Raw genomic sequence first — 26,375 nt, forward strand, 5'->3', positions numbered from 1 at the left:
TCTGAGAGACTCTTATGACAACAAAAATCGCCCCTTGGATTTTTACTGCTAGCTGTCCAAGTATTATTGGTACCGTTGACGTAGTTACCCGCTATATGGCGGAATCTGGTCATTATGTAGATGAAATTCATTCTTTTGATGATAGAGAATCAGGGCGATTTTTTATTCGTGTTGAGTTTTTACCTAAAAAAGAAGGGTTTAGTGCCAGTGTATTCGATCAGGAGTTTTCAGCACGAGCAAAAGACTTCAACATGGAATGGGCGCTGACTGAGCCAAATCATCGTCCTCGAGTGGCGATTATGGTTTCAAAATACGACCATTGTTTGAACGATTTGCTCTACCGTTTTCGAACAGGGCAACTGAACATTGATGTGACGGTGATTATCTCAAATCACCCAGATTTAGAAGAACTCGCTAAATGGCATCGCATCCCGTATTACCATTTGCCTATTACAGCGGAAACCAAGCTAGAGCAAGAGGCGCAAGTCAAGAGTTTGATCGAGCAATACGATACTGAGCTGGTGGTTCTCGCCCGCTATATGCAAGTATTGTCTCCAGACATGTGTGAGTATCTCGATGGCCGAGCGATTAATATTCACCATTCTCTATTGCCTGGTTTTAAGGGGGCTCGTCCTTATCACCAAGCGTGGGAAAAAGGGGTGAAAATGGTGGGGGCTACGGCCCATTACGTGAACAACGATTTAGATGAAGGGCCGATTATCTCCCAGGGGATCCAAGTCGTGAATCACGCTCACTATGTGGAGGATCTGGTGGCAAAAGGTCAAGATATCGAACGGGTGACTTTGTTTAATGCGGTGAAATGTCATATCGAAAAACGTGTGTTTTTGAATGGTAAACGGACGGTTGTGTTTGGTGGGTAGGCTTTTGCTCAAGCCAACCCTTCTATTACAATAAGTTCATGGTAGTCTTCCCCGTTAGATGCGTTTGTGACGCTCTAATTTTGGCATATAGAGGCCAATAGCGGGGGAGTCCATTTTCTTGGTTAGATGATTTGTCTGGCACTCTCTTCAATCTTATCCAGTAATTCTAATAATTTTTTCTGATCTGCTTCCGCTAACGACTTTAGTAGTATAGCTTCAGTTGACTCTGCAAGAAGAGTCACGCGCTCATAATTTTCTCGGCCAGCGTCGGTGAGGGAAAACTCCACTAAACGACGATCTTGTTCGTTGACTATTTTTTTGACCCACCCCTTGTTACAAAGATTGCTGCCCGCACGTGAGGCGGCGACTCTGGCTAAGCCAACGGACTTTTCTAGATCTCTGACAGAAAGCTTGTCATAGCGACCTAGGTGCGTCAGAACACGCCATTCAGGAATACTTAAACCAAGTTGTTTTCTGTATTTGCGAGCCAAGGCTTCAGAGGTCTGTTGGGCCGCTTGGTTAAGGCGATATGGAATAAAGCTATTGAGATCAAACATGTCTTACCTTCTAACACACATACACAGAGGTCAACGATAAAATAGTGTTATGCATTGTATAGAATTTCTTTGAATTTCTCCTTAAGAAGAGTAACGAAAAACCACTTGACTCATTTCATTTGAAATGATTTTATGGTTTTTTACTCGCTATTTTGAGCTCAGTTATGTTCTATCTCAGCGGCTTTAGAAATCATCATTCGACTGAGGCATTATCTGGTGTTCTGCCCATTGGACAGAATAGTCCTCAGCGCTGTCCATTTGGTCTATATGCGGAGCAGATTAGTGGTTCGTCTTTTACGGCAGGCCAAGGGCATAATTTACGCAGTTGGCTGTATCGTATCCGACCAAGTGTTGCCCATCGTGCTGATGGAAAGCGAGTAGAGGTGACAAACTGGGTGTCTCAGGCTGATGATAGTAATACATGTATTGCGTTTGACCCTCTTAGATGGTGCCCATTAGCCGACGCTGCAGGGCATTGGGTACAATCGGTACGTACCTTGACCATTGCTGGGGGAGCGACATCTCAAACGGGCATGTCGGCGAGTATTGCTACCCTGCATCCAGAACAGCAACCCGTCTTTCAAAACCATGATGCCGAAATGCTTGTGATGCCGATCAGTGCCGCGATGACGTTGCGTACCGAGTTTGGTATCTTGGAAGTTGAGGTTGGTCATCTCGCTGTTGTTCCACGTTCTGTTTTTGTTGAGTTTATCGGTGACCAGACGACTCAGTTGTATTTGTTAGAAAATTATGGAATCCCTTTTGAATTACCTCATCGTGGTGTCATTGGGGCTAATGGTCTGGCGAATGAACGAGATTTTGAATACCCCGTTGCGAATTACATCAAACAGCCAAAAGACACATGGGTGATGGAAAAACGAGAAGGGGAGTTTCGTGGTTTTACCCTTGATCACTCTCCATTCGATGTTGTGGGTTGGCATGGAAATCACGCGCCATACCGCTATGACCTGAGACGATTTAATACGCTGGGCTCCATCAGCTATGACCACCCTGATCCTTCTATCTTCACTGTATTGAGCTCTCCTAGTCAACGAGCGGGGGTGGCGAATGTTGACGTGGTGGTATTTGGTAACCGTTGGTTAGTGGCTGACAATACCTTTAGACCGCCTTGGTATCATCGCAATGTCATGTCCGAATTTATGGGGCTGATTTATGGTGTGTATGATGCGAAGCCGAATGGCTTTCTTCCAGGCGGTGCCAGCCTGCATAATGCAGGGGTCTCACATGGGCCTGACTATGAAGCTTATTTTAAAGCGTCCACTTCAGCATTGGCACCAAGCAAATTAGAAGGTACTCTTGCTTTTATGTTTGAAACGAGTGCACCCCAACGTATGACAACATTTGCTGCGAATACTCCAGAACGACAAAAAGACTACGTGGAATGCTGGAAAGCGATTCTGCCTGCTAACCTACCGGATAGCCATCGTGATTAACCCATCTGGTGGCCGTCTATCACTATCCATCGCGCTCCACTGGTCCCGTAGTGTCCGTGGCATGGCGATGCCGCCCCCTGTAAAGATCTGAAACACTATTTGCACTGCATGAAGCACCATAATTCAAATACTTAAATAGGAATGCAAAAATGACAGATCTGTTTGATAACCCAGTTGGCTTAAATGGTTTTGAGTTTGTTGAGTTCTCTGGCCCTAATCCAGACAAAATTGAAGAGGTGTTTTGTCTCTTAGGGTTTGAGTTGGTCGCAACACACCGTTCGAAAGACGTGGCGCTTTACCGTCAAGGAGGCATTAACTTTATCTTAAATAAAGAAAAAGGCAGTGAGGCTTACTATTTTGGTCAGGAGCATGGTAATGCGGCATCAGGCATGGCGTTTCGGGTAAGAAACTCCCATGAAGCCTATCGTTATGTGCTTTCGAAAGGGGCTAAGCCAATGGAAATTCCGACTGGCCCCATGGAGCTTAGGTTGCCTGCCATTAAAGGCATTGGGGGGGCTCCTATCTATCTGATTGACCGTTACGAAGAGGGCACATCAATCTATGATATTGATTTCGAGTTCCTACCAGGGGTAGATCGCCACCCTAAAGGTCATGGGTTTTATGAGATCGATCACCTAACTCATAATGTCTATAAAGGCCGTATGGCACACTGGAGCCATTTTTATGAGTCCTTGTTTAACTTTCGGGAAATTCGATACTTTGATATCAAAGGCGAATATACCGGTTTAACCTCACGTGCCATGACGGCGCCGGATGGCAAAATTCGTATTCCGCTGAATGAAGAGGCGTCCAATGGTACGGGGCAAATTGAAGAGTTTCTTATGTCATTCAATGGCGAGGGAATTCAACATATCGCCCTGCGGACAGAAGACTTATTCGCCAGTGTCGACTCATTACGTGCCAGCGGTATTGAACTGATGACCGCCCCGCCAGATACCTATTACGAGATGCTTGAGGAGCGTTTACCCGGTCATGGTGAAGAGGTAAATGCGCTAAAGAGTCGTGGTATTTTACTCGACGGCACAACAGAAACGGCTCCTCGATTATTACTGCAAATATTCTCAACGAATCAGCTAGGTCCTGTCTTTTTTGAGTTTATCCAACGCAAAGGGGACGATGGCTTTGGCGAAGGTAACTTTAAGGCCTTGTTTGAGTCAATTGAGCGGGATCAAGTAGCCCGTGGGGTTGTTGGGAACCAAGCATAATAAAGGCCAAGGTTTGGAGCGGTTAAAAGGAGGCATTTGGGCATGAAAAAACTGAAAAGTTGGTTGGCTAGTGCCAACACGCTAGATTGTGAGTTTCCATTAGCGAATCTGCCTTATGCCGTCTTTTCTGCTAAGGAACAAAGCCATTCAATCGGTGTGGGGCTGGGTGATCAAGTGGCGAACCTTCGCATGCTTGAAGAAGCGGGATTATTTGATGACCTAAGCCCATCGTTACGAGAGTCTGTTAGGCAAAGTACACTCAATCCATTAATGGGGTTAGGGAGTGATCAATGGGGCGCACTGCGGCAGCGATTAACCGCGTTATTCAGTCACATTGAATACAAAGAAGTGGTAGAGCCTTGCTTCATACCTCAGGCCGATGTGGTGTTTCATCTTCCCTGTCAGATTGGTGATTACTCGGATTTTTATACCTCTGTACACCATGCTTCTCGGGTTGGGGCTTTGTTTCGCCCCGATAATCCGTTGTTGCCAAACTATAAATGGGTGCCTGTTGCCTATCATGGGCGTGCGTCTTCCATTCGTATCTCAGGAGAGGCTTTTAAGCGGCCAGCAGGGCAGTTAAAGGTACCGGAATCTGACCGTCCTGCACTGGGCCTCTGTCAGCGTCTTGATTATGAGTTAGAACTGGGCATTTTCATTGGCACAGGCAATTCGCTAGGTGAGCCCATCGATATTGATGAGGCGGAGCAGCATGTGTTTGGCGTGTCCATGTTTAATGATTGGTCAGCGCGAGATATTCAAGCTTGGGAATACCAACCGTTAGGGCCTTTTTTATCGAAAAGCTTTTTTTCTAGTCTAAGCCCTTGGATTATGCCCATGGCAGCGTTGGCCCCTTATCGTTGCCATTGGACGCGAGAGGCGAGCGATCCACAGCCACTTGATTACCTTGATTCGGCCACCAACCGTACCCAGGGTGCGATTGATATTAAACTAGAGGTCTGGATCGAAACGGAAAAAATGCGTGCGAATAACCAGCCTGCTGAGCGTCTTTCAACCAGTAATTTTAAAGATTCCTATTGGACCATTGCTCAAATGGTTGCTCACCATACTATTAATGGTTGTGATGTAAAGCCGGGAGATCTGCTAGGTAGCGGTACACAATCGGGCCCAGCTCCTGAAGAATCCGGCTCGCTTTTAGAACTAACCGCAGGGGGAAAAGAGCCCATAACATTGAGCAATGGTGAACAGCGCACCTTTGTAGAGGATGGTGACCGTATTATCTTAAAAGGGTATTGCGGCAATGAGCAACACAGAATAGGGCTAGGGAAAGTAGAGAATATAGTAAAATCAGGGAATAGTCATTTACCCTAAAAATACGCACTTTTTGGTGATTTTCTGACTTTCTTTATTTTACCTTCAAAGCTTTTTATCTGTTGGGTGTTTTTTACTCGTCGTTAAGTCGAGTATAATTGTTTCTTTCTCTCAACACGTTGCGAACTTATTCTTATGACAGCACCCCGCAGTTCAGATCTGGCCGCTGAGTTAAAGGCCATCGTAGGAAATCAATACACTTTAACCGATGAAGACAAGACAAAACCCTATAGTCAAGGCTTTCGCCTTGGCGGTGGCAAGGCCTATGCTGTTGTTCGTCCTGGTAGTTTGGTTGAAATTTGGCGGTGTTTGCAAGCCTGTGTGAAGGCTGACGTAATCGTCATTATGCAAGCGGCCAATACAGGGCTCACGGGCGGCTCAACGCCCAATGGTGCGGGCTATGATCGTCCTATTGTTATTATCAGCACCATGCGCATCGATGACATTCAGCTTATCGATCAAGGTAAACAAATCATAGGATTAGCCGGTAGTACATTATTTGGCTTGGAAGACACGCTTAAACCATACGGCCGCGAACCTCACTCAGTAATTGGTTCTTCTTGCATTGGCGCGTCGATTGTTGGCGGGGTGTGTAATAACTCAGGCGGTGCACTGGTTCAGCGTGGGCCTGCTTATACCGAAATGTCGTTGTTTGCTCAAGTGAATGGCGATGGCGAACTGCAATTGGTGAACAACTTAGGCATTGAGTTGGGAAGCGATCCAGAAGACATTCTCACAAATTTGCAAAACAAAACTTATCAAGAAAAAGACATTCAATTCCCAGAAAAACGCGGTTCTGATAACGAATATCATGAGCGTATTCGGGACGTCGATGCCGAGACACCATCGCGTTTTAACAACGATCCGCGACGTTTGTACGAGGCTTCCGGTTGTGCAGGCAAACTGGCTGTCTTTGCCGTGCGCATCGATACCTTCCCTATTCCAGAAAAGTACCAAGTCTTCTACATTGGTACCAATGATCCTGCAGTGATGGAACAAATGCGCCGTGATATGCTGTCGACCTTTAAAAATCTACCTGTGTCTGGCGAATACATGCATAACAGCAGCTACGACATCAGTAAAAAATACGGCAAAGACAGCTACTTGGTGATCGACAAACTTGGCACCAAATACATTCCAAAAATGTTTGCTTTAAAGCGTACGGTTGATAGATGGGCTGGCAAATTTAAGTTCATGCCGACCAAATTTTCCGACATCATGATGCAGTATATGAGTCAACTTTTCCCCAATCATCTGCCAAAGCGCATGGAAGATTTTCGTGAAAAATACGAACATCACTGGATTGTGGAAACCAGTAACGATGGAGTTGATGAAGCGCAAGCCTATTTAGACAACTTCTTTAAAGATAACGAAGGCGGTTACTTTGCGTGTACCAAGCGAGAAGCCGATCAAGCCATCCTGCATCGCTTTGTGACGGGGGGCGCATTGAGTCGTTATCATGTGATGAATGGTAAGGATCTTGGTTCCATCATGACCATAGACGTGGCATTCCCGCGCAATGAACGCGATTGGTTCGAAGAGCTACCACAAGACATCGAAGACAAAGTTGCCGTAAAAATGTACTACGGTCACTTCTTTTGCCATGTCATGCACCAAAACTACATCATGAAAAAAGGCGTCGATGCGAAAGCGGTGAAGAAGCAGATTTTATCCAGTTACGATGCTCGTGGCGCGGAATACCCAGCCGAGCACAACGTCGGACACGAATACGTTGCTAAACCTGCATTGCGTGAGTTTTATCAAAAAACCGACCCAACCAACAGCTTCAACTCAGGCATCGGCGGCACCAGCAAATTAAAAAACTGGCAAGCACTGAGCGACGAACACACAGGCTGTGGTTGTCATAAATAAGCGTTTTCAGCTTTTAAGGGCAAAAATTTAAGAGCAAAGCAATAGAAAAGCTAAAGACAAAAAGCCGAGACGTTTCTTGTAAAGATATCTCGGCTTTTTTTATGAATCAGCATATTTATTCTATATTATAGTTAAGAACGGATGAACAATGATATATTTCATAGAATTTTTTATAGTCGTCAATTTTAATTAAAAAATTTGATCTATTACTGTTTTCTGAGTTTTCTTTAGCACGCTTATTTGTCATTGAAATATAACTTAGAAGTAATTCATTCTGCAGCAGGTTTTGATAAACGAATTCATGTAGCTTATTGTTGCTGACCTCAGAGTGTAGAGGGCTTTTTTTGAGTATGTTTACTCCTTCATTTACGACTTCTTCGAACTTTTTTTCACGTTTGTTTTTTTCTAATACGTACCCTTTTATGTTATCAATATTGAGTGAAAAACTGTTCATTAATGATATCGCACAAATTGATTTCTTTGCAAAACCATAGTTCTGTAAGTATTGAGATTGAGCATTATAAAATGAATATTTTCCCCATTCGGTTTGTACCCTAAATTTTTTTGGTTTTTTCGTGTCATCATTAGCTGACAATGATGAACATGCGGATAAAGATAAGCATGAAATAAGTGATATCAATACAAGAGTAAGAAGTTTTATAATTGATTCCCTGTTAAACATTCTATTTTTCCTTATGTAACTTGTTAGATAGCTTTGTTATTTTAAAAAGTATAAAACGATTTTACCTAGATGCACCGGGTGGGACGCTGTTCCCATCTTTTTCTCTCTAATAAGATAGCTAGAGCATTTGAACTGGAATAGAAGCCGATTATGTCTCATTACGACAAGTTAACAGCACATTACCAAACACTAAATCACTCAAGTACTATGGCAGGGTTGTCGATTCACTTGGTTTATCGGCTCAATCACAGTTAGAAGACTGGTTAGCATTGCAGAACTAGATACCTGAGATTAACTTAGAGTATAAACTTTTCATTATCCCGTATTAAATTAGCAAGGTAAAGAGAATGCTCTTAAGTGAGTTTTGATGAGGAGGCAATAGTAATGTCGGAGTATTTTGCAACGGTCGAATGGAAGCGAGGCTCACAGCTATTTTCGGACAAAAAATACAGCCGTGCCCATGAATGGCAATTCGAAGGGGGCGTGGTCGTGCCAGCTTCGTCTTCACCACATATTGTTCCTGTGCCTATGTCTGTGGCGGAAAATGTTGATCCTGAAGAAGCCTTTGTAGCGTCTATATCCAGCTGTCACATGTTGTTCTTTTTAGACTTCGCCTCCCGTAAAAAGCTTATTGTCGACCAGTATACCGATAAGGCCATGGGCGTCTTGGCTCGTGGTTCTAACGGTAAACAAATGATGACAGAAGTAGTATTACGACCCACCGTCACTTTTGTTGGTGAAAGGCCCAGCTCAGCGGTGTTAAAAGAGCTTCATCATCAAGCCCATGAAGCCTGTTTTATTGCTAACTCGGTGCTGACCGATGTACGTGTGGATGACGCTTTTTGTGTTTGATGAATGGTTGAATGATTAGATTGTTAGAGCTGATGGAAAAGCATGGCGCGAATTTAGGTCCGCCTCATACAGATTCTATGGGGAATGGATTGTTTGAGATTAGAGCAAAGGCTCAAGAAGGTATTGGGCGGAGTTTGTTTTGCTTCCTAAAAGGAAAGCATATTTATGTTTTACATGCTTTTGTTAAAAAGTCACAAAAAACGCCAAAAAATGAGTTGAAGCTTGCACGTCAACGCCAGAAGGAAGTTCAAAAAAGATGAGTTTACAAAAACTGAAACAACGCGCCTTCAAGAATTCTGATGTCAAAGCGGAATACGATAAGCTTGAAGCAGAGTTTAATTTAATTGATCAACTGCTTTCTATGCGAACAAAAGCTGGGTTAACACAAGAGCAAGTTGCCGAAAAGATGAATACGCAAAAAAGCAATATCAGTCGCTTAGAACGAGGCAATACGAATCCAAGTTGGGCGACGCTTCTTAAATATGCTCATGCTTGTGGCTATGAATTGTCACTGAAAACGCAAAAAAGGCATTAGAAAGTCAATATATTAAGCGCTCGATAGTTCTATTAAAGAGCGCTTGAGGTGTATCACCCTTGAGTAATGGGTATAAACCAATCCAAGGCTTCAATCTGTTTAATCCAGCGTTGAATATTCGGATACTCAGACAATTGATAAGCACCACCTTCCTCTGCCACATGGGTATAAGGGAACAAGCAAATATCCGCTAACGTCATCGCGTCTCCCACCAAAAACGTGTGTTGTGCCAAGGTGTCATCCATCAGTTTCAACGCCACATGACCTTGCTGAATTCGGTCCGGCAGCATGCGTTTTTTTAGATCCGTCATGGCGTTATGGGTCAACCAAAAGCGCGGTGAAGCGATGTTTGGTTCGTGGCTGTATTGCTCCCAAAATAACCATTGATAGACCCTGGCTTTAAGGATAGGGTCGGCTGGCAACAAAGCAGACTGATGCTGCTGAGTAAGGTGATTCTGTTCTGTAAGATAGAGCAGTATCGCGTTACTTTCGCTTAAACATTGTCCATTATCCAATTCAAGCACTGGTATTTTGCCATTCGGGTTTATGGCTAAAAACGATTCTGTGTGTGTTTCCCCTTTAGTAATATCATATTCTTTTAATGTCACGTTGAGGCCCAAGCAGGCGCATAATAAACGGATTTTATAACCGTTCCCTGAGGGCAAAAAATCGTGCAGAATCATATCTCTTTCCTTCGTATGTTGATGGTTTGATCTTGCAATAAGAAAGCAACAGAAAAAAGCCAATTAAATTGAAGGCTGGCATAACGCGTTTTGATGAATAAATTAGAAGGCGACTGAGTTAACGCAATTTAGCTAAAGTAACGAGGCTAGAGTCGCGAGGGGAAGGCAGTGGACACGGAACTATTAAAAACCTTAGTGGCGATTGTCGACCATGGCAGTTTTCAGCGAGCCGCCATGCAAACCTTTCGTACACCATCAGCCATTAGCATGCAGATGAAACGACTGGAAGAGCAGGTCGGTACGGAGCTGTTTTGCAAACAAGGACGAGATCAAGTACTCACCGAAGACGGCCAGCAGCTAGTGCATTACGCACGGCGAATACTGCAACTGCAAGAAAGTGCTTTGCAATCCATTAAAGGCCCACAACAAGGAGCCTTACTTAATTTTGGTTGTCCTAATGATTATGTTGCGAATTTACTTATCGTTATTATGTCCGTAATGGAAGCCATGCAGCCGAATATTCGTTTTCGAGTGCGTACCGGCACATCGGCTGAATTAAGAGAACTGATGGATAAGGGGGAAGTGGATTTAGCCTTGGTGACGCGAACCCCCAACAGTGACGAAGGCTTAACCTTGTTTCAGGACAAAGGCATTTGGGTGGCGAAAAAAGGGTTCGACTGGCAGTCTTATAAACCATTGCCGTTGGCCCTATACGAATCAAGTTGTAAGTTCCATTCTAGCGCTATCGATGGATTACAGAAGAAGGGCATAGATTACCGATTGTATTGCGTTACTGACAATCTCGCCCTTATTGAACGTCTTTTAGTGGCAGAAAAAGCCATCTCCGCTATTGCCAGCATTAGCATGAATGACGCATTAGAAATTATCGACAGCGAGCTTTTGCCTAGCCTTCCCGCCGTTGAGATTGCGTTTTCTCGGGCTGCGGCCGCACCAGATTGGCTTACTATAGCGTGGATTGAAAACGTTATTGAACAGGTTATGAAAGATACAGGTGTAGGGTAAGTATTTGATACAACGGAGGTTCAATCGTTGCTAAGCTAGCCTCAACTACAGCGACGCCAAAAGAAACCGACAGCGTCTATTTTATTCGAATAGGAAAAAAACACATTATGTCTTATTACGACAAATTAACAGCACACTACCAAACACTAAATCACTTTAATCATGCTCAATCTATACTGGGTTGGGATGCCGCAGCGAACATGCCATCGGGCGGCAGCGAAGCACGCTCAAACGCCATGGCAGAGTTATCCGTTCATGTTCATCGTTTATCCACTCAGCCGCAGTTAGAAGACTGGTTTGGCAACGCGGAGCAAGAATCGTTAAGTAGCGAGCAACAAGCCAGTCTACGCGAGATGAAACGTCAATGGCAGCAAGCGACCATCGTTCCAGAAGATTTAGTACAAGCGCAGTCCATCGCGGGTTCTACCTGCGAACATGCATGGCGTACGCAGCGTCAAGAAAATGATTGGCAAGGTTTTGAGAAAAACTGGAAAGAGGTTGTCGCTCTATCCCGTGAAGAAGCCAAGATTCGTGGTGCAGCGCTCGGTCTTACACCATACGATGCCATGCTCGACAAATACGAGCCAGGCACCACAACGGCGTCGCTGAATACTTTATTTACTGACGTGAAAACCTGGTTGCCAGACTTAATCGAAACCGTATTAGAAAAGCAGAAGTCAGAATCCATCCTTTTGCCATCAGGCACCTTTTCCACTGAGACACAAAAAGCCCTTGGCTTAGAAGTGATGAAGCTGCTGCAATTCGACTTTAACCGTGGTCGACTAGACCAAAGTGTTCACCCATTTTGCGGTGGCGTGCCAACGGACGTGCGCATCACCACTCGTTATGATGAAAAAGACTTCGTGCAAGCCTTGATGGGCATCGTTCACGAAACAGGCCACGCTCGCTACGAACAAGGCTTGCCAAAAGCCTTTGCTGGATTGCCAGTGGGCGAAGCGCGTTCTATGGGCGTTCATGAATCTCAGTCACTCTTCTTCGAAATGCAGATTGGTCGTAGTAAACCCTTTATTCACCACTTATCGCGTTTGTCTAAACAGGCGTTTAATGCACAGCAAGATCCTGTATTCGACGAAGAAAATCTTTATAAAATCTACACCCAAGTAGAAAAAGGCTTTATTCGCATTGATGCGGACGAACTCACCTACCCAGCACATGTGATCATGCGTTACGAGATCGAACGCGACTTGATCAATGGCGTGATAGAGCACACAGACGTGCCAGCATTGTGGGATGAGAAGATGAAAGCGTCCCTTGGCATCTCCACCAAAGACAACTACAAAAACGGCTGCATGCAAGACATCCACTGGACAGATGGCGCATTTGGTTATTTCCCGTCTTATACACTAGGCGCTATGTATGCTGCGCAATACAAAGCCACCATGATACAAAACATCGATTTTGACGCCGTTATCCAAAGTGGTGACTTAAGCCCAATCTTCCAATGGTTAAGCGACAACATTTGGTCGCAAGCTTCGCTTTATACCACGGATGAATTGGTAAAACGCGCCACAGGGGAAACCTTGAATGCTGCGCATTTTAGAAAGCACTTGGAAGGGCGGTACTTGTAAGAGGTTTGTTCCTTCCCCTTTTTTAAGGGGGCTAGGATGGGGTTATTTGGTGTTGCCGATTTGATGGTATTCCTCTGATTAGCTTGGTTTTGGCGAGTTCAGTTCCGCTCTGCTGAGCGGGTAACTTTTTGCAAGCGCCCAAAAAGTAACCAAAAATTCGCTTTTAAGAGCAGCGCCTCGTTTCCTCATGGAGACATTATGTTGTCAATGCAGAGCCTCATCAAGGCATAGATTGGTTTTGAGGATAGAGACAGGGCCTTTTTAACTGACTCTGAAGCACCATAGGGTCGCGCAACTTCGTTGCGTCGAAGCTGCTTCTACTGCTTGATTATCGTCATCCCCGCGCAGGCGTGGGATCTATGGGCTTTAACTCCGCCAGAAGGCGAGGGCGACTAATCACCAAGTTCCTTCCCCTTTTTTAAGGGGAAGGCTAGGATGGGGTTGTTCTTTGGGTCTTCCGGGGTATTTGTTTCCACTCAATTACTTTGAGCTGCTCGTTTATTCCGCTCTGCTGAGCGGGTAACTTTTTGCAAGCGCCCAAAAAGTAACCAAAAATTCGCTTTTAAGAGCAGCGCCTCGTTTCCTCATAAAGATATGATGTTGTCAATGCAGAGCCTTATCAAGGCATAGATTGGTTTTGAGGATAGGGACAGGGCATTTTTAACTGACTCTGAAAATCCATAGGGTCGCGCAACTTCGTTGCGTCGAAGCCGCTTTTTTGGCTTGATTACCATCATCCATGCGCAGGCGTGGGATCTATGGGCTTTAACTCCGACAGAAGGTGAGGGTGACTAATCACCAAGTCCCTTCCCCTTTTTTAAGGGGAAGGTTAGGATGGGGTTGTTCTGTTTGTTGTCTCTCAATCGCTTTGTATTTATGAGCTTTATTCCGCTCTGCTGAGCGGGTAACTTTTGCCAAACGCCGCAAAAGTAACCAAAAGGGCTTTTATCGGGCTTTCAGCCCAAGCGTGTGATCGATATTTTATACAACTTACTTTGTCGGTACGCTTTAGGCTGTAAGGCATAGATTGGTTTTGAGGATAGGGACAGGGCATTTTTAACTGACTCTGAAAATTCATAGGGTCGCGCAACTTCGTTGCGTCGAAGACGATTTGTAGGTTGGACTTCAGTCCAACAATAGTTACCTCATTGGATTAGGGGTCGAACACCTTTTCGACCTGATCCAAGCTAACTATTCTGATGTGCTTTCATGAAAAGGGCTTTGACCCCGCTGGTCAAGCACAGAAGGCGAGGGCGACTACTCACCAAGTCCCTTCCCCTTTTTTAAGGGGAAGGCTAGGATGGTTTTGTTCTGTTTGTTGTCTCTCAATTGCTTTGTATTTATGAGTTTTATTCCGCTCTGCTGAGCGGGTAACTTTTGTCTAGCGACACAAAAGTTACCAAAAGGTCGCTTTTTTAACGAGAAGCGTGTGATCGATATTTTATACAACTTACTTTCTCGGTACGCTTTAGGCTGTAAGGCATGGATTGGTTTTGAGGATAGGGGACAGGGCATTTTAAACTGACTCTGAAAATCCATAGGGTCGCGCAACTTCGTTGCGTCGAAGCCGCTTCTACGGCTTGATTACCGTCATCCAAACTAACTATTCTGATGAGCTTTCATGAAAAGGGCTTTGACCCCGCTGGTCTCTTATTTGAAAATAGATTAGAGTGTAAGGATTGCGTATAGGAAGACGAAAGTCACATATTTCTCCCCCTCCTGATGCACGGTTATTAGGCAAAACAAGCGTGCTTGTTTTGGTCGAAGTCTGAACGCTTATCATTATTAATAACTTTATATAAATCATGGTGTTAGTTAGATTTATATAAATGGCTAAGGCTAGAATAACACGCACACCGATTTATGGAATAAATGCGCATGCGCACTATAGAATAACTATACAAGTGGATATTGTCGCCCAGATTTTGGATACGGAAAAATATGCCATCACCAGAAAACTACAATCAAATGCTCTCAAAGTTGGGAAAGTGGACGTTTCTTTGCACTCTAGTTTTTCTCATCGCATTGCGTTTCTTCGAACTGGTTCCAAAAGTTGAAATTGACAGATCACTAGCACCTCCGATCAAAGATTATAAGGAGTTGATAGAATGGTTATTTTCGTTTGGCGCTATACCTTTGATTGGTGCTGTCATAGCATGGTTATGTAGCAGTATTTTTGAAGTACATAACAAGCTATCCAAAATAATTCTATTACGATATTTATGGGATAGACTTTTTATAGTTGCTCCTATGTTAAAAAGGACTGGATTATCACAGAAGCTTAATCGGGCGCGAGTGAAGGAAATAATGAACGGCCTTTACTATCCAGAAGTAAAAAATATCGATCAACATTACGTCCATATTTTTTGGCGTTATGCGCTACAATTTTGGATTGTTTTTGAGCACTTTCTGGTAGTGTTAATAACAGTGATTACATTGTGGGCCGTCAATCGCTCTATTCCTGATAAAGGCCTCCTTATTTACTTGGCGTTAGTGTTCTTTATTGCTGTGGTGCATTGGTTATTCGTAGTTACTAATAAGTCAAAAGATCAATCAGACCAAATATCTAGTCAGACTATACGGTCTTTTTTTAGAACTTAGGGATGAATATGCGTTACAAAATTAAGGGAGAAGAGATCAGGACTGAAAATGCAGCCAAACCTAGTAGCCAGAAATCTTTAGTTGTAGATGACTATATCGGAGGTATCTTAAATAAGCCTTCGATACTCGACTTTGGATGCGGAAAACTTCGATATTCTGATACCCTCGCATTGGTTGCATCTAAAGTTACATTCGTAGACTCCGAAATCCAGCTTAATAGAGAGCAGAGTGTACGAGGTGAAAGAACTACTGTAAAAAATTACGTTAAGTCAAATTATAGTGGCTGTAAAACAGTCCCCTATGAAAGTTTAGATAAACATAGGTCTAAATATGATGTAATTACATGTACTAATGTTCTGTCGGCAATTCCTTGTAAAAGGATGATAGCTGACGTGCTGGAGCATATAATTAGGCTTCTAAGAAAGGATGGCTTTGCCATTTTTGTAAATCAACATAGAAGTTCTTATTTTAGTAAATATGAATCCGGAGAGAAAATGTTACATGGATACTTATATTCTGGATCAAAAGGCTCGTCATACTATGGAATTCTTGACAAACCGGTGATTGAGCTGCTTCTAAAAAAGCATGGGTATGAGATTATTAAAACTTGGGTCGTCGGTGAAAGTACATTTACAGAGGCAAGACCAAATAGTTAACAAAGCTAGTCACGGCGACGTCTTTTTCGTTGCGGCTTCGCCTCCACTACAAAAGCTGCGTGTGGCGGCGTTATACCTTTAAACGGAAGTAACCAATGATTATGAAATGTCTAGTTTGGTTTTGGATAACTTTGCGTAAATTGGCGCCATATTTGATTTTTTTAGGCTTCGGTATTTTATGCTGGCGTTGGTTTTCATTTTCAAATCAAGCTCAAGCGGATTTAGCGGAACCGATAATTAATGGTGTGATTGCTGGTGTGGTCACATCATTGCTGATTCTGATATTTTCAGTGGTTTGGCGCTCTAATATTACTCCTTGGCTTGAAAACTTACTTTACAAAGATACCAAGATTGAAGGTGTATGGAATGGGGTGCTAGTTCCATTTATTGGGATAGAAGAAATTGATAAAAGAAGAATTAATATTGCCTTTGGCGTTGTCGAGCGTCGGCGACGTAGAAGAAAGAGTCCAAGCGAAGAACCTGATGAGAAAAATGATACTAATAAATCACTTAGTGTTGCGGCTTCTGCTCAAGAAAAAGAAGGTGAGAGAGATATAGAAGCTGAACTTATTATCAAAGGTGCTCCTGATGTCGAAAACGGAGAAAATCAAGACGAATTAATTGATAGAAAGTTTTTTTTTTAAATTGGTTCGGGTATGTCGCCAATAGAGGTCAGAGTTGAAATTAAGCGTGTTGGGCACTCCGTCAGGGGGCAGATTGTAGAGATTGGCGGAGCAAGTGATATTCATACCTACGGCTTTACTGGTTCATTTAAGAACTTAATTTTAACTGGAGAATACGAAAATCAAGATTGCGCTCATATTGATCGTGGTAGTTTAAGTTTAATGTTGCGTGAGAATGGCCGCAGTTTGGAAGGTTTTTTTTCATCTTATGCAGATGGAGACCACAAAATGGCTCCTTTTAAATGCGTACTTAAAAGACAAGACCGTAGTGCAAATTCTGAGCGGGTATAACAAATTGCAGCAGTTAGCGCCTACGGCGCCGGACGCTCGTACAAAGCGCTACATCACAAGAGAAGAATCAAGTTTTATGGCGTTAAGCGAGTTCGAAATTCACAAAGTGAAAAGGCAGGTGATGCTTTTTTAGAAAAAAAGACCTCTTATTCACATTAGGAATCAATTGGATCTGGGTTGGCGTTTAGAAAACCAGTCTGTTTATATCTACGAAACGCGTCCGGTTTGGAATAATCCATCCGAATATCAAACCGAACTCAATAGGGCCGCCCATAAGTCAGCCGGTGTCGTTGATTTCCAAAAAATTAAGGCTGTTTATTTTGATTTGGTTATAGGTGTAGGTTTGGGCAGCTTCCCCTAAACTTTCTTTAACTCACCTGATTTGTTCAGCTGGTACTCGTCAAAGTCATTGGCAAGATATAGTCTACCTGAGTAACAGGCTTTGGCTTCTTGGTAAATATCCTCTATGGAAGGGGAGGCGTTGGGGTTGGATTGGTAGCGCGGGCTAAAGTGTGTCAGCACTAAATTAGGAATATTGGTGCGCTGGGCAAATTCCGCTACCTGCTCAGCATAACTATGACCATAGCTATTTCCCGCTTTTTCGGCGATTTCCTTTGTATAAGTGGCTTCATGAACAAGCACGTTTGCCTCGTGACTAAATTGCGATAGCCGTTCAGGCTGGTCATTATCTCCTGCAATAATCATTTTGCGCGGGTGCTTATCGTATAGCAGGTAGTCGTTACTGCTGAGCAATTTGCCATTATGCTCAATATCCTGCCCCTTTTTTAATTGTCCCCAAAGTGGGCCTCTAGGGATGCCATGTAACGCCAACTTCTCAACGTCTAAACTAGGGTTGATATCTTTCTCAATAAAGCTATAGGCATAAGATGGTACTCTATGGGAAAGCGCTTCTGTCTCCACTCGCACATTTCTGAAATCGACAGACGGTAAATCATCAGAGCCTATAAACTCTAATGCAAACGGCAAATATAACTGGGTATGCCGTTGCGTGGCCTCGACCCATTCTTTCACACCACTTGGTGCAATAATCTTCAAAGGCTCTTTTCGGCCACTCATTCCCGCGCTTGCGAGAATGCCCGGGAGGCCATAGCAGTGATCACCATGAATATGGGTGATAAAGATGGCTTGCAAGGAGTTGGCCGACAAATTGGTATGCAGAATTTGATGCTGTGTTCCTTCCCCGCAATCGATAAGATACCAGCCACTGCCTTTTTCTTCACGAACGGCGATGCCCGTCACATTCCTAGTTTTAGTAGGAACACCAGATGATGTTCCAAGAAAGACTATATTCATTAAAACCTACCCTAATCGCTACCAGCACTTGCTGAGAGATCTAAAAAGCAGTGTAAAGATACAGGCTATTTTTACTTTGGCAAATAAAATGCTCATTGCTGTGAACGAAGCATCACTTAATATGTTGATTTTTCACCGTACTTTAATGCAAATGGTTGAGAATCGGAAATAATAAGGGAGCCATTGTGATCAGGGGGCGCTTAGGGGACGAACACCTTTAGGCCAGTTAACTTTGTGATGTATTTGAATAGAAAAGGGCGTTGACCCTGAGGACTGATGCTTGTTGCTTTCCCTTTTTTCAAGGAGTTAGGGTGGGGGGATTTGGTGTTTCTAGTCGAGTTAAGGTTTTGCTCAGGTCTTTATTGGTATTTTTACGCTTTTTTTACGGCTATTCTCGTTCTTTTTCTAGATATTTTATGCATTAAAAATTTATTATAGCGCGCACTAATGTAAAGGCTCACAGGAGCAAGTTTGTAGATGGGAAATAGTTCTAGGTTTAGCACAATATTGCATTTGTGCAGTTTTTTGGTGCTTCTTTATAGTCTCTCTATGCTGGTTCCCATTCTTATCAGCTTTATCTACGGAGAAAATGAGCTACATGCTTTTTTAATTACGTTTGTTGTTGCGTTTTCAATCGGCTTTATTGGCTGGAAAGCAACGGATAGCGGTGATAAGAACCTAAGAACCCGAGATGGTTTTATGGTTGCTGTTATTTTCTGGGTTAGCTTTTCTATCATTAGTACCTTGCCCTTGTATCTTGATCGTCGTCTTGGTCTGTCAATGACGGATGCTCTTTTTGAAGGGATCTCAGGTATTACAACGACAGGGGCGTCTGTTCTTAGTCACATTGATACTTTGCCCAAGTCCATTTTGTACTACCGTGCTCAACTCAACTTTCTTGGTGGACTAGGGATCATCGTTTTAGCGGTTGCCGTCATGCCGTTTTTGGGTATAGGGGGAGCAAAGCTTTATCAATCTGAAATGCCTGGCCCTATGAAAGAGGAGAAATTGACACCTAGACTGGCTGATACCGCTCGTAACTTATGGGTGATTTATACAGCAATGGCTGTATTGTGTGGATTGTCCTATTACGCTGCAGGGATGAACTGGTTTGATGCTTTATGTCATAGTTTATCAACAGTGTCTTTGGGGGGCTTCTCTACCCATGACGACAGTTTAGGATATTATCATAGCGCACCGATTGAGATAGTGGGCGGTGTGTTTTCCATTTTAGCGGCACTTAACTTTTCTCTCTATTATATCGTTATTTTGAATCGCAGTTTTAAGCCTATCTTTAAAAATTCGGAAGTCCGTTTTTTTATTTTCGTCTTATTTATTATAGTCAGTATTGTGTGTCTTGAGTTATACCGAACAGGCACGTTTGATGCTAAAGACTCGCTTGTTCACGGTTTTTTCCAAGCGGTGTCAATTATGACGGATAATGGACTAGGGGCGGGGAACTTCCCCCATTGGCCTGCTCAAGTTGTGTTACTACTTATGGGGGCGAGTTTTTTTGGCGGTTGTGTTGGCTCTACTTGTGGTGGTATCAAGGCAATGCGTTTTCTCCTTCTGTATCGCCAAGGTTCAAGAGAAATTGATCAGTTGATTCATCCAAATGCTGTTTATCAAATCAAGGTTGGAGGTGACTCTGTCTCAGATAGGGTAATTCAGTCGGTATGGGGGTTGTTCTTTCTCTTTATTTTCTTTTCTTGCGCCTTTATATGGGGATTAGTCGCAATGGGGTACGACTTACCCACTGCATTTGGCACAGTCGCTGCCTGTATCAATAATATGGGGTTTGGCTATGGTGAGACGGCATCTGGTTTTGGTGGTTTGACAGATCCAGCAAAATGGTTGATGTGTGTTGCGATGATCTTTGGTCGTTTGGAGATTTTCCCTGTTCTTATCGTATTATCTCGAACCTATTGGCGCTTCTAATACTCTCTTGTTACTTGATGTATGAAGCGGTGATTTGTTCAACTGATACTCGTTAAGGTTAAGATATAGACTGCCTGTATAACAAGCTTTGGCCTTATGAATAAACACGTTTGCCCCATGGCAATTTATCGTTGAGTAGTCTGTAACGACTGTAATGGGCGTCTTATTAGTGTCCAAAATGCCCCAATCTGCTCTCTTGCACTCAAGAAAAGTATGATATGTTGAATCATACGAGCCTGTGTTATTGAGCCGTTAACATACTCATTTATTCCATCTAGCTGTTAAAGGGAGAAAGAGTGGAAGTCCAATTTTTAGAGAAAAACTCTGATTATGCATCCGTACTGGAAGTGTTGTTACAACTTCGTACGACTTATAATGTCGATTCTTTGTCTGCTCAAATCGACAAACAGCAATCGAATGGCTATCAAGTCGTCTATGTTAAATCATCAGAGGGTGTATTGGCTGTCGCTGGGTTCAGCGTTGGTGAAAAACTCGCGTGGGGTAAACATATTTACATCGAAGATTTGGTTACCAACCCTGAGTCTCGTTCCCGTGGTGTGGGTAAGTTTTTTATGGATTGGTTCAAATCCTATGCTTTGGAAAAGGGTTGTGGGCAAATTCACTTAGATTCTGGTGTTCAGCGTTTTCCCGCACATAAGTTTTATTTACGTGAAGGTTTCAATATTGCAAGTCATCACTTTTCAATGGTTGGCATACAAAAAAGCTAACTGAGGGCTTTAGCCAGTTTGTATATCAGACGTTTTTACCATCAGATGAATAAGGTCTCTAGATGAGTGATAGAGTGAAAGACGCTTTGAGTTGGCTTAAGGGAATATTGGAGTCAGAAGGCATCGACTATCAGATTGTTGGAGGGTTGGCGGCAATCATTCACGGCGGCAGTCGAGAAGTTGCTGATATTGACCTGTATATCCGTAATTCAGACGCCAATAAACTGTTAACTAGGGTTTCTTCATATCTTTCAAAGCCTTTAATGCGCTACGCTGAATATGGCTGGGATTTAGAGTATTTTCAGCTAATCTATCATTCACAAAAAATAGAAATTGGTTTATCTCAGGAGACTCGAATTCAATCAGTCGTCGATGGCTCGTGGCACAGGTTGGAAATAGACTTTTCTAAATCAATGCCACTATGCTATCAAGGCATCGAAGTGCCCGTTATCCCTAAAGACGAATTAATCAGGTATAAACGTTTACTTAACAGGGAAGTGGATATAACCGATATACAAGAGCTGACGTTAAATTCAGCATTATAAAATAGATTGATATACGAAAAAGTGGCGATTATAAAAAACGCGTAACTAAAGGCTAACTATATCCTAAAAAATGGTGACTATGCTGGTTTACTCAGGTGCTAGCAGCCTCTTATTAGAAAAGGAACTCTATGTATATTCCGAACAATATTAAAATGCAAGATAGGTCTGTTATTCATAATTTTATCAATGAATTCGGCTTTGGCATAATGGTGTCTACCTCACTGACAGGAACACATATTCCATTTGTTTTACATTCTGACGAAGGGGAGAATGGGGTTCTTTATAGTCACTGTGCTAAAGCTAATACTCACTGGAAAGAGCTTGAGGGAGCGGATGTCTTAATTGTATTTTCTGGCCCTCATAGCTACATATCTCCTAACTGGTATGCTCAATCACCAGCGGTACCGACATGGAATTATGCTGCCGTACATGCATATGGGAAAGTATCCCTTTTAAACGACAAACAAACCCTTGAAGCGGTTGAAGAAGTTGTGCATCAGTATGAACCTGAGCTTCTTGTTAAACGAGATGTAATAACGGACGAATTTAGGGATAAACTTCTACCTGCTATTGTGGGTTTTAAAGTGGAATTATCACATATTGAAGGTAAGTTAAAATTGGGGCAACAAAGAAAAACGGATGATCAGGCTGGTGTTTATAATGCTCTGAAAAATTCTCAAGACTTAGGTGCTCAAAGTCTTGCTAACTACATGGATAAACTATCACTAGGTAAATAAATGATTAATAAGACGTCTTATCTTCGTTTTCCCCAGCTCTGTTTTGGCAATAGTATGGGGTTCCCTAGATCGTTAGTTTAGGCATATTTAATTAATTATCATAAATGGAATAAAAAGGCTGATTATATTCTTAAAATCTGAAGCTTAATATACCGGTAACGCGATGAGAAAGACTGACGATGTGTATTGTTTTTTTACGATATAAAGAAAATAAAAAGTCATCTTTTTGACATAACGTCTCGATAAAATCCTCGTTAAGATTGGTTTTTCTATGATGGTCTGCTGTGCAATATGACGAAGGTGAATAGATGCAACTAGGCAACATTAAGAACGTCGTGTTTGATATCGGCAATGTGATGGTTCGTTGGTCTCCTATCGAGGTGGTAAGGCTGACTTTCGGTAACATGGAAGATATGGAGCAGTATGCAAAAGACCTTTTCCATAGTCGTATCTGGGTGTACCTGAATAAAGGACTAGTGACTGAAGCAGAAGCCAAGCATCAATACCAGGCGTCCATGGGGTTGTCTGAATCAGAGTGTGAGCGACTGTTTTATTATGTCAAACACTCCCAGATTTTGTTGTTTGGATCCGTCGATTTGCTGAAACGTGTGAAAGCGGCAGGCTATGGCGTTTACGCACTTACTGATAATGTGGTTAAGACGGTGGAGTATCTACAGTCCACTTATGATTTTTGGTCTGAATTTGATGGTGTCGTTGTATCAGCTAATATTGGTGTTATGAAGCCTCAAGCAGAAATTTACCAGTTATTGTTGTGTCAATATGACTTAACAGCCTCTGAAACCGTTTTTATCGATGATATGTCCTATAACGTAGAAGGGGCTGAAGCGGTTGGTATGCCAGCCATACAATTTAAAAATGCAGAGCAATGTGAGTTAGCGTTAAAGGAACTCGGGCTGAGTTTCTAGTTGGCTTGTGCTTTTAAGGTTGCCTTATTAAGGTTATTAACTAGTGTGTCCTGCTCGTCTCCAGATTGATAATCCCTTTTTTAGTCTGTATGTTAAAAAAACACGTTTATCAAGTTAGGAGTTCTGTTGAATATTCTCATTGTGCATTGTCATCCAGAAGCCAATTCATTTAATGGTGCATTAACCAATACCGCTGTTAATGCCTTTGAAAGTTTAGGGCACAATGTTGTTGTGTCTGACTTATATGCCGAGGGTTTTGATCCCGTTGAAAAAGCCGAACACTATCAAAATAGAGTGAACACGGAACGGTTTGATATACTTTCAGAGCAAAGACATGCTTATAAAACCGATACGCTTCCAGAAGAGGTGAAGCGTGAAATAAGCCGTTTAGAAGCCTGTGATTTACTGATCTTGCAATTTCCCATGTGGTGGCATCAGCAGCCAGCCATGCTAAAGGGGTGGTTCGATAGGGTGTTTGTTGGTGGTGGACTTTATACCAGTAAGATGCGCTATGACAAAGGCTATTTTAAAGGCAAAAGAGCGATTTGTTCCGTTACCTCTGGGGCGCCATTATCCACTTTTACCCAAAATGGACGCGGTGGCGGAGTAATAGAAGACTTATTACGTTCCATGAATTTTTCTTTGCACTATATGGGGTTTAGTGTGTACCCGCCTTATCTGTCTACTGAAATACAAAACAAAGGTTTCACTTACAAATCACCGGAGCAGTTCGAAGCAGATTTAAAAGCAAACCTGACCGATTGGCATTCCTATCTTACCCATTTGGACGACCTTGAGCCATTACGTTTTGCTGGCTGGGAGGATTGGGACGAGAAGGGGGCCGAAGCGACAGTGTGATATTTGACAGGATATTGCCATGGCGGCATTTAAGTGATAAAAATATTGGTTATGAATCGATTATTTTGTTTTTTCAAAGGCAACACCGCTACCACCACGACCACAAGGTTGTTTGGAGGGTAGTTGTTGTTTGATTAAAAAAGCCCTCTGAGCGAATTGCCAGAGGGCTTTTTTAATGTCTATTTCCTGTTATTCGCTCAGAGTTTTTCACTCAATGTCTTTCATTAGGAGAAAGAAATGAAAACTCATCGCGAACTAGCAGAACAGCTCGATCTATTTCACTCAGAACAGCAAGCCCCCGGAATGCTTTTTTGGCACCCGAATGGCTGGTATTTGTTCCAAAAGATACAAGAACATATGCGACGCTGTTATCGCCAATATGGTTTTAAAGAAGTGCGTACGCCTCAGCTTATGAAAAAGTCCCTGTGGCAGGTTTCAGGTCATATGGCTATGTATGCAGACGATATGTTCTTTGGTGGCGAGCAAAACGGTGATCAAGAATATGCGTTGAAACCGATGTCTTGTCCCGCTCATATACTGATGTATAAACGGGGTGTACACAGCTACCGTGATTTACCACTTAGGCTGTTTGAATTTGGTTTAGTGCATCGTAATGAATCGTCTGGGTCGTTAAATGGTAGCCTACGTTTACGACAGTTTACTCAGGACGATGCCCATGTTTTTTGTGCTTGGTCTCAGGCTAAACAAGAAATTTGCTTATTTCTTAAGCGCGCTAAACAAATTTATAACGACTACGGTTATCAAGCCTTAGAGGTGAAAATCTCCACTCAACCAGAGCAGGCTCTAGGTGATGAGGCGACTTGGCGCCGAGCGGAGGAGATACTTAAGTCGGCTTGTCAGTTAGAAAAGGTTCCCTATGAGATCCAAGTCGGTGAGGGGGCGTTTTATGGGCCGAAAATAGAGCTGGCATTACAAGACGCCATGGGACGAATTTGGCAATGTGGAACGGTCCAACTGGACTTCAATTTGCCAGAGCGCTTTGCCCTAGAATTCAATAATGACCAAGGCGAAGTGGAACGCCCCATTATTTTGCACCAAGCAGTGTATGGCTCGATAGAACGATGGATCGGCATACTGCTCGAAGTGTCGCAAGGTGTATTGCCTGAATGGGTGCATCCACAACCCGTTGCATTAGTGACAGTGGATGATTCCGTCTTAGACTACGCTAATCAAATACGCGTCAACCTAGAGCAAGAAGACATCAATGTGCTGTGTGAGTTTGGTGACCATTCTGTTGGTCGTAAAATTAAACGCGGCTTTGAGCTGAAAATCCCCAATATCATTATCATTGGCGCGCAAGAAGCCAAAACAGCGAGCCTCTCTATCCGGCGGGGTAAGCAGATAGAGGTCATCAAGGAAAACGAACTGGTGTCGTTTTTGAAAGCCAAACAAGGTAGATAAAAGGGGCGTATTATGACCAGCGAAACCAGATAGGCCGCCAAGCAATTGGCGGCCTTTATTTAGTAGCATGAGCCTATTAGTTTTGTACTACTTAGGCAGAACGCTAACATACGGTATTTTGTTATAGAGGTCTGTCGATGGAGATGGAGTTTCTATGAGTGAATAATCATAAAACTTCTCTGCTAAAATCTTTTATTTGTTGGCCAAACAGCTCTACTGCTTGTTTTTCTAGCCTTTCTTTGAACCCAATAACCTCTAAATAATCATTTCCGGCGTCTGCTGCTTCATCTTCGTCTTCCGAGTGTTCACAAATATACTTTAGGCGCGAGGCTTCTTGGTTAATAGACTCAAGAATAATTCTTGTTTCCCAGTCGCATAGGGAAATAGTAAGTTCTTTAATATATGTCATAATACAATCTGCTTTTTAAATACTTTTTGGCATTTTAGGGCCAATTTTGATAGTAGTCCTTTGAATTCGTCTAAGGGAATATTAGATGTTGGGGCTATGCTGTAATGTCCTGGTCGGTCATTTAGAAGTTTAAGGCCAACAGGAACAGATGTTCCTTTAGGTATTTTCCAAACCCATCCAGACATTGGTGTTGATTCAATACGGTCTTTAGTCGACAGGGAAATACCTTTACCATTTGCAATAACAACAAGAATACCGTTGATTTCAGTTGTATCTACATCCTTTGGCCGTCGAATATTATCTAGCCTTGGGCCTGTTGCATTGCCTAATCTAAATAAATCTTCTGGTGCCATGAATAAGTCTTCGACATTCATTCCTTTCTCCTTGTCTGTAGCTGATTTTTAATGCATTTCAAGAAATGCCCTAGCATCTTACTTCAACGAATGCTTATCCTAAGAATGTTTTAGTAAAAATAAAAGCGCGATAGCATAAAATTTACGCATTTTGCGGGTTCAGCAGCAACGCTCTTATTTCAAAAGACATAGATTGTAGCCTAGAAAAAAGCATAACCTTCCTCTTAA

28 protein-coding genes are annotated in these 26,375 nt (G+C 42.8%); 22 read left to right on the forward strand and 6 right to left on the reverse strand.

The window, feature by feature from the left end; genetic code table 11:
- Positions 1-14 precede the first annotated feature (14 nt).
- Positions 15-881 (forward strand): formyltetrahydrofolate deformylase, encoded by an 867-nt coding sequence (gene purU, locus MSP8886_RS10910; protein ID WP_067016316.1) that lies wholly within the window; start codon positions 15-17, stop codon positions 879-881.
- Between the two features lie 122 nt (positions 882-1,003).
- On the opposite strand, the gene MSP8886_RS10915 is transcribed toward purU, so the two are convergent.
- Positions 1,004-1,438 (reverse strand): MarR family winged helix-turn-helix transcriptional regulator, encoded by a 435-nt coding sequence (locus MSP8886_RS10915; RefSeq protein ID WP_067016318.1) that lies wholly within the window; start codon positions 1,436-1,438, stop codon positions 1,004-1,006.
- A gap of 164 nt (positions 1,439-1,602) precedes the next feature.
- Here MSP8886_RS10915 and hmgA point away from each other — a divergent pair, with 164 nt between their 5' ends.
- The 4 genes from hmgA (at position 1,603) to dld (ending at position 7,322) form a co-directional block, all read left to right on the forward strand.
- Positions 1,603-2,892 (forward strand): homogentisate 1,2-dioxygenase, encoded by a 1,290-nt coding sequence (gene hmgA / locus MSP8886_RS10920; RefSeq protein WP_067016320.1) that lies wholly within the window; start codon positions 1,603-1,605, stop codon positions 2,890-2,892.
- A gap of 149 nt (positions 2,893-3,041) precedes the next feature.
- Positions 3,042-4,118, forward strand: coding sequence for a 4-hydroxyphenylpyruvate dioxygenase (gene hppD, locus MSP8886_RS10925; protein ID WP_067016321.1), 1,077 nt, complete (start codon positions 3,042-3,044; stop codon positions 4,116-4,118).
- A 42-nt stretch (positions 4,119-4,160) separates the two neighbouring features.
- Entirely contained in the window at positions 4,161-5,450 is a 1,290-nt protein-coding gene (gene fahA / locus MSP8886_RS10930; protein WP_067016323.1) for a fumarylacetoacetase, read from the forward strand.
- A gap of 135 nt (positions 5,451-5,585) precedes the next feature.
- Positions 5,586-7,322: a D-lactate dehydrogenase gene (dld, locus tag MSP8886_RS10935; protein ID WP_067016325.1), complete on the forward strand. Its 1,737-nt coding sequence runs from the start codon at positions 5,586-5,588 to the stop codon at positions 7,320-7,322.
- A 115-nt stretch (positions 7,323-7,437) separates the two neighbouring features.
- Here dld and MSP8886_RS10940 read toward each other — a convergent pair whose 3' ends face one another.
- On the reverse strand, positions 7,438-8,004 hold the full coding sequence (locus MSP8886_RS10940) for a hypothetical protein (protein WP_067016327.1): 567 nt from the start codon (positions 8,002-8,004) through the stop codon (positions 7,438-7,440).
- A 384-nt stretch (positions 8,005-8,388) separates the two neighbouring features.
- Here MSP8886_RS10940 and MSP8886_RS10945 point away from each other — a divergent pair, with 384 nt between their 5' ends.
- Genes MSP8886_RS10945 through MSP8886_RS10955 form a run of 3 tightly spaced genes read left to right on the forward strand, consistent with a single transcriptional unit; the run spans position 8,389 to position 9,391 of the window.
- A complete protein-coding gene (locus tag MSP8886_RS10945) occupies positions 8,389-8,856 on the forward strand; it encodes an OsmC family protein (RefSeq protein WP_067016329.1) in 468 nt (155 codons plus the stop codon).
- Between the two features lie 11 nt (positions 8,857-8,867).
- Positions 8,868-9,116: a type II toxin-antitoxin system RelE/ParE family toxin gene (locus tag MSP8886_RS10950; protein WP_245659081.1), complete on the forward strand. Its 249-nt coding sequence runs from the start codon at positions 8,868-8,870 to the stop codon at positions 9,114-9,116.
- Positions 9,113-9,391: a helix-turn-helix domain-containing protein gene (locus tag MSP8886_RS10955; RefSeq protein ID WP_067016331.1), complete on the forward strand. Its 279-nt coding sequence runs from the start codon at positions 9,113-9,115 to the stop codon at positions 9,389-9,391. The genes MSP8886_RS10950 and MSP8886_RS10955 overlap by 4 nt, the downstream gene beginning before the upstream one ends.
- 53 nt (positions 9,392-9,444) lie before the next feature.
- Here MSP8886_RS10955 and MSP8886_RS10960 read toward each other — a convergent pair whose 3' ends face one another.
- Entirely contained in the window at positions 9,445-10,074 is a 630-nt protein-coding gene (locus MSP8886_RS10960; RefSeq protein WP_067016333.1) for a glutathione S-transferase family protein, read from the reverse strand.
- Between the two features lie 168 nt (positions 10,075-10,242).
- Between MSP8886_RS10960 and MSP8886_RS10965 the strand changes: the two genes are divergently transcribed.
- The 7 genes from MSP8886_RS10965 (at position 10,243) to MSP8886_RS11000 (ending at position 17,278) form a co-directional block, all read left to right on the forward strand.
- Complete coding sequence (locus tag MSP8886_RS10965) at positions 10,243-11,097, forward strand: LysR family transcriptional regulator (RefSeq protein ID WP_067016335.1); 855 nt, start codon at positions 10,243-10,245, stop codon at positions 11,095-11,097.
- A 107-nt stretch (positions 11,098-11,204) separates the two neighbouring features.
- The gene (locus MSP8886_RS10970) at positions 11,205-12,686 is read left to right on the forward strand and encodes a carboxypeptidase M32 (protein ID WP_067016337.1); all 1,482 of its coding nucleotides are present in this window, start codon (positions 11,205-11,207) and stop codon (positions 12,684-12,686) included.
- Positions 12,687-14,627: 1,941 nt separating this feature from the next.
- Positions 14,628-15,287: a hypothetical protein gene (locus tag MSP8886_RS10980; protein WP_067016341.1), complete on the forward strand. Its 660-nt coding sequence runs from the start codon at positions 14,628-14,630 to the stop codon at positions 15,285-15,287.
- An 8-nt stretch (positions 15,288-15,295) separates the two neighbouring features.
- Complete coding sequence (locus MSP8886_RS10985) at positions 15,296-15,943, forward strand: class I SAM-dependent methyltransferase (protein ID WP_067016632.1); 648 nt, start codon at positions 15,296-15,298, stop codon at positions 15,941-15,943.
- Positions 15,944-16,038: 95 nt separating this feature from the next.
- On the forward strand, positions 16,039-16,587 hold the full coding sequence (locus MSP8886_RS10990) for a hypothetical protein (RefSeq protein ID WP_067016343.1): 549 nt from the start codon (positions 16,039-16,041) through the stop codon (positions 16,585-16,587).
- Between the two features lie 12 nt (positions 16,588-16,599).
- Positions 16,600-16,917 carry a hypothetical protein gene (locus MSP8886_RS22115; RefSeq protein ID WP_139063132.1) on the forward strand — a complete coding sequence of 106 codons (318 nt, stop codon included), beginning with the start codon at positions 16,600-16,602 and terminating at the stop codon, positions 16,915-16,917.
- Positions 16,918-17,065: 148 nt separating this feature from the next.
- Positions 17,066-17,278, forward strand: coding sequence for a DUF3024 domain-containing protein (locus MSP8886_RS11000; protein WP_442399063.1), 213 nt, complete (start codon positions 17,066-17,068; stop codon positions 17,276-17,278).
- Here the strand turns inward: MSP8886_RS11000 and rnz are convergent.
- A complete protein-coding gene (gene rnz / locus MSP8886_RS11005) occupies positions 17,275-18,231 on the reverse strand; it encodes a ribonuclease Z (RefSeq protein WP_067016349.1) in 957 nt (318 codons plus the stop codon). The genes MSP8886_RS11000 and rnz overlap by 4 nt on opposite strands.
- 549 nt (positions 18,232-18,780) lie before the next feature.
- Between rnz and MSP8886_RS11010 the strand changes: the two genes are divergently transcribed.
- The 7 genes from MSP8886_RS11010 (at position 18,781) to thrS (ending at position 25,385) form a co-directional block, all read left to right on the forward strand.
- Positions 18,781-20,169, forward strand: coding sequence for a TrkH family potassium uptake protein (locus MSP8886_RS11010; RefSeq protein WP_245659082.1), 1,389 nt, complete (start codon positions 18,781-18,783; stop codon positions 20,167-20,169).
- 296 nt (positions 20,170-20,465) lie between these two features.
- Positions 20,466-20,897: a GNAT family N-acetyltransferase gene (locus MSP8886_RS11015; RefSeq protein ID WP_067016353.1), complete on the forward strand. Its 432-nt coding sequence runs from the start codon at positions 20,466-20,468 to the stop codon at positions 20,895-20,897.
- Between the two features lie 62 nt (positions 20,898-20,959).
- Entirely contained in the window at positions 20,960-21,442 is a 483-nt protein-coding gene (locus MSP8886_RS11020) for a putative signal transducing protein (RefSeq protein ID WP_067016355.1), read from the forward strand.
- Positions 21,443-21,570: 128 nt separating this feature from the next.
- Positions 21,571-22,179, forward strand: coding sequence for an FMN-binding negative transcriptional regulator (locus MSP8886_RS11025; RefSeq protein WP_067016357.1), 609 nt, complete (start codon positions 21,571-21,573; stop codon positions 22,177-22,179).
- Positions 22,180-22,487: 308 nt separating this feature from the next.
- Complete coding sequence (locus tag MSP8886_RS11030; RefSeq protein WP_067016359.1) at positions 22,488-23,105, forward strand: HAD family hydrolase; 618 nt, start codon at positions 22,488-22,490, stop codon at positions 23,103-23,105.
- A gap of 126 nt (positions 23,106-23,231) precedes the next feature.
- Positions 23,232-23,963 carry an NAD(P)H-dependent oxidoreductase gene (locus tag MSP8886_RS11035; protein ID WP_067016360.1) on the forward strand — a complete coding sequence of 244 codons (732 nt, stop codon included), beginning with the start codon at positions 23,232-23,234 and terminating at the stop codon, positions 23,961-23,963.
- A 237-nt stretch (positions 23,964-24,200) separates the two neighbouring features.
- Positions 24,201-25,385, forward strand: a complete 1,185-nt coding sequence (thrS, locus tag MSP8886_RS11040) for a threonine--tRNA ligase (RefSeq protein WP_067016362.1) — start codon at positions 24,201-24,203, stop codon at positions 25,383-25,385.
- A 166-nt stretch (positions 25,386-25,551) separates the two neighbouring features.
- Here thrS and MSP8886_RS11045 read toward each other — a convergent pair whose 3' ends face one another.
- Both MSP8886_RS11045 and MSP8886_RS11050 read right to left on the reverse strand, forming a co-directional pair.
- Positions 25,552-25,794, reverse strand: coding sequence for a hypothetical protein (locus MSP8886_RS11045; protein WP_067016364.1), 243 nt, complete (start codon positions 25,792-25,794; stop codon positions 25,552-25,554).
- Positions 25,791-26,168: a Tse2 family ADP-ribosyltransferase toxin gene (locus MSP8886_RS11050; RefSeq protein WP_067016366.1), complete on the reverse strand. Its 378-nt coding sequence runs from the start codon at positions 26,166-26,168 to the stop codon at positions 25,791-25,793. The genes MSP8886_RS11045 and MSP8886_RS11050 overlap by 4 nt, the downstream gene beginning before the upstream one ends.
- Positions 26,169-26,375: the final 207 nt, after the last annotated feature.

Origin of the sequence: Marinomonas spartinae, assembly GCF_900089775.1 — a bacterium.
Taxonomy (GTDB): Bacteria; Pseudomonadota; Gammaproteobacteria; order Pseudomonadales; family Marinomonadaceae; genus Marinomonas; species Marinomonas spartinae.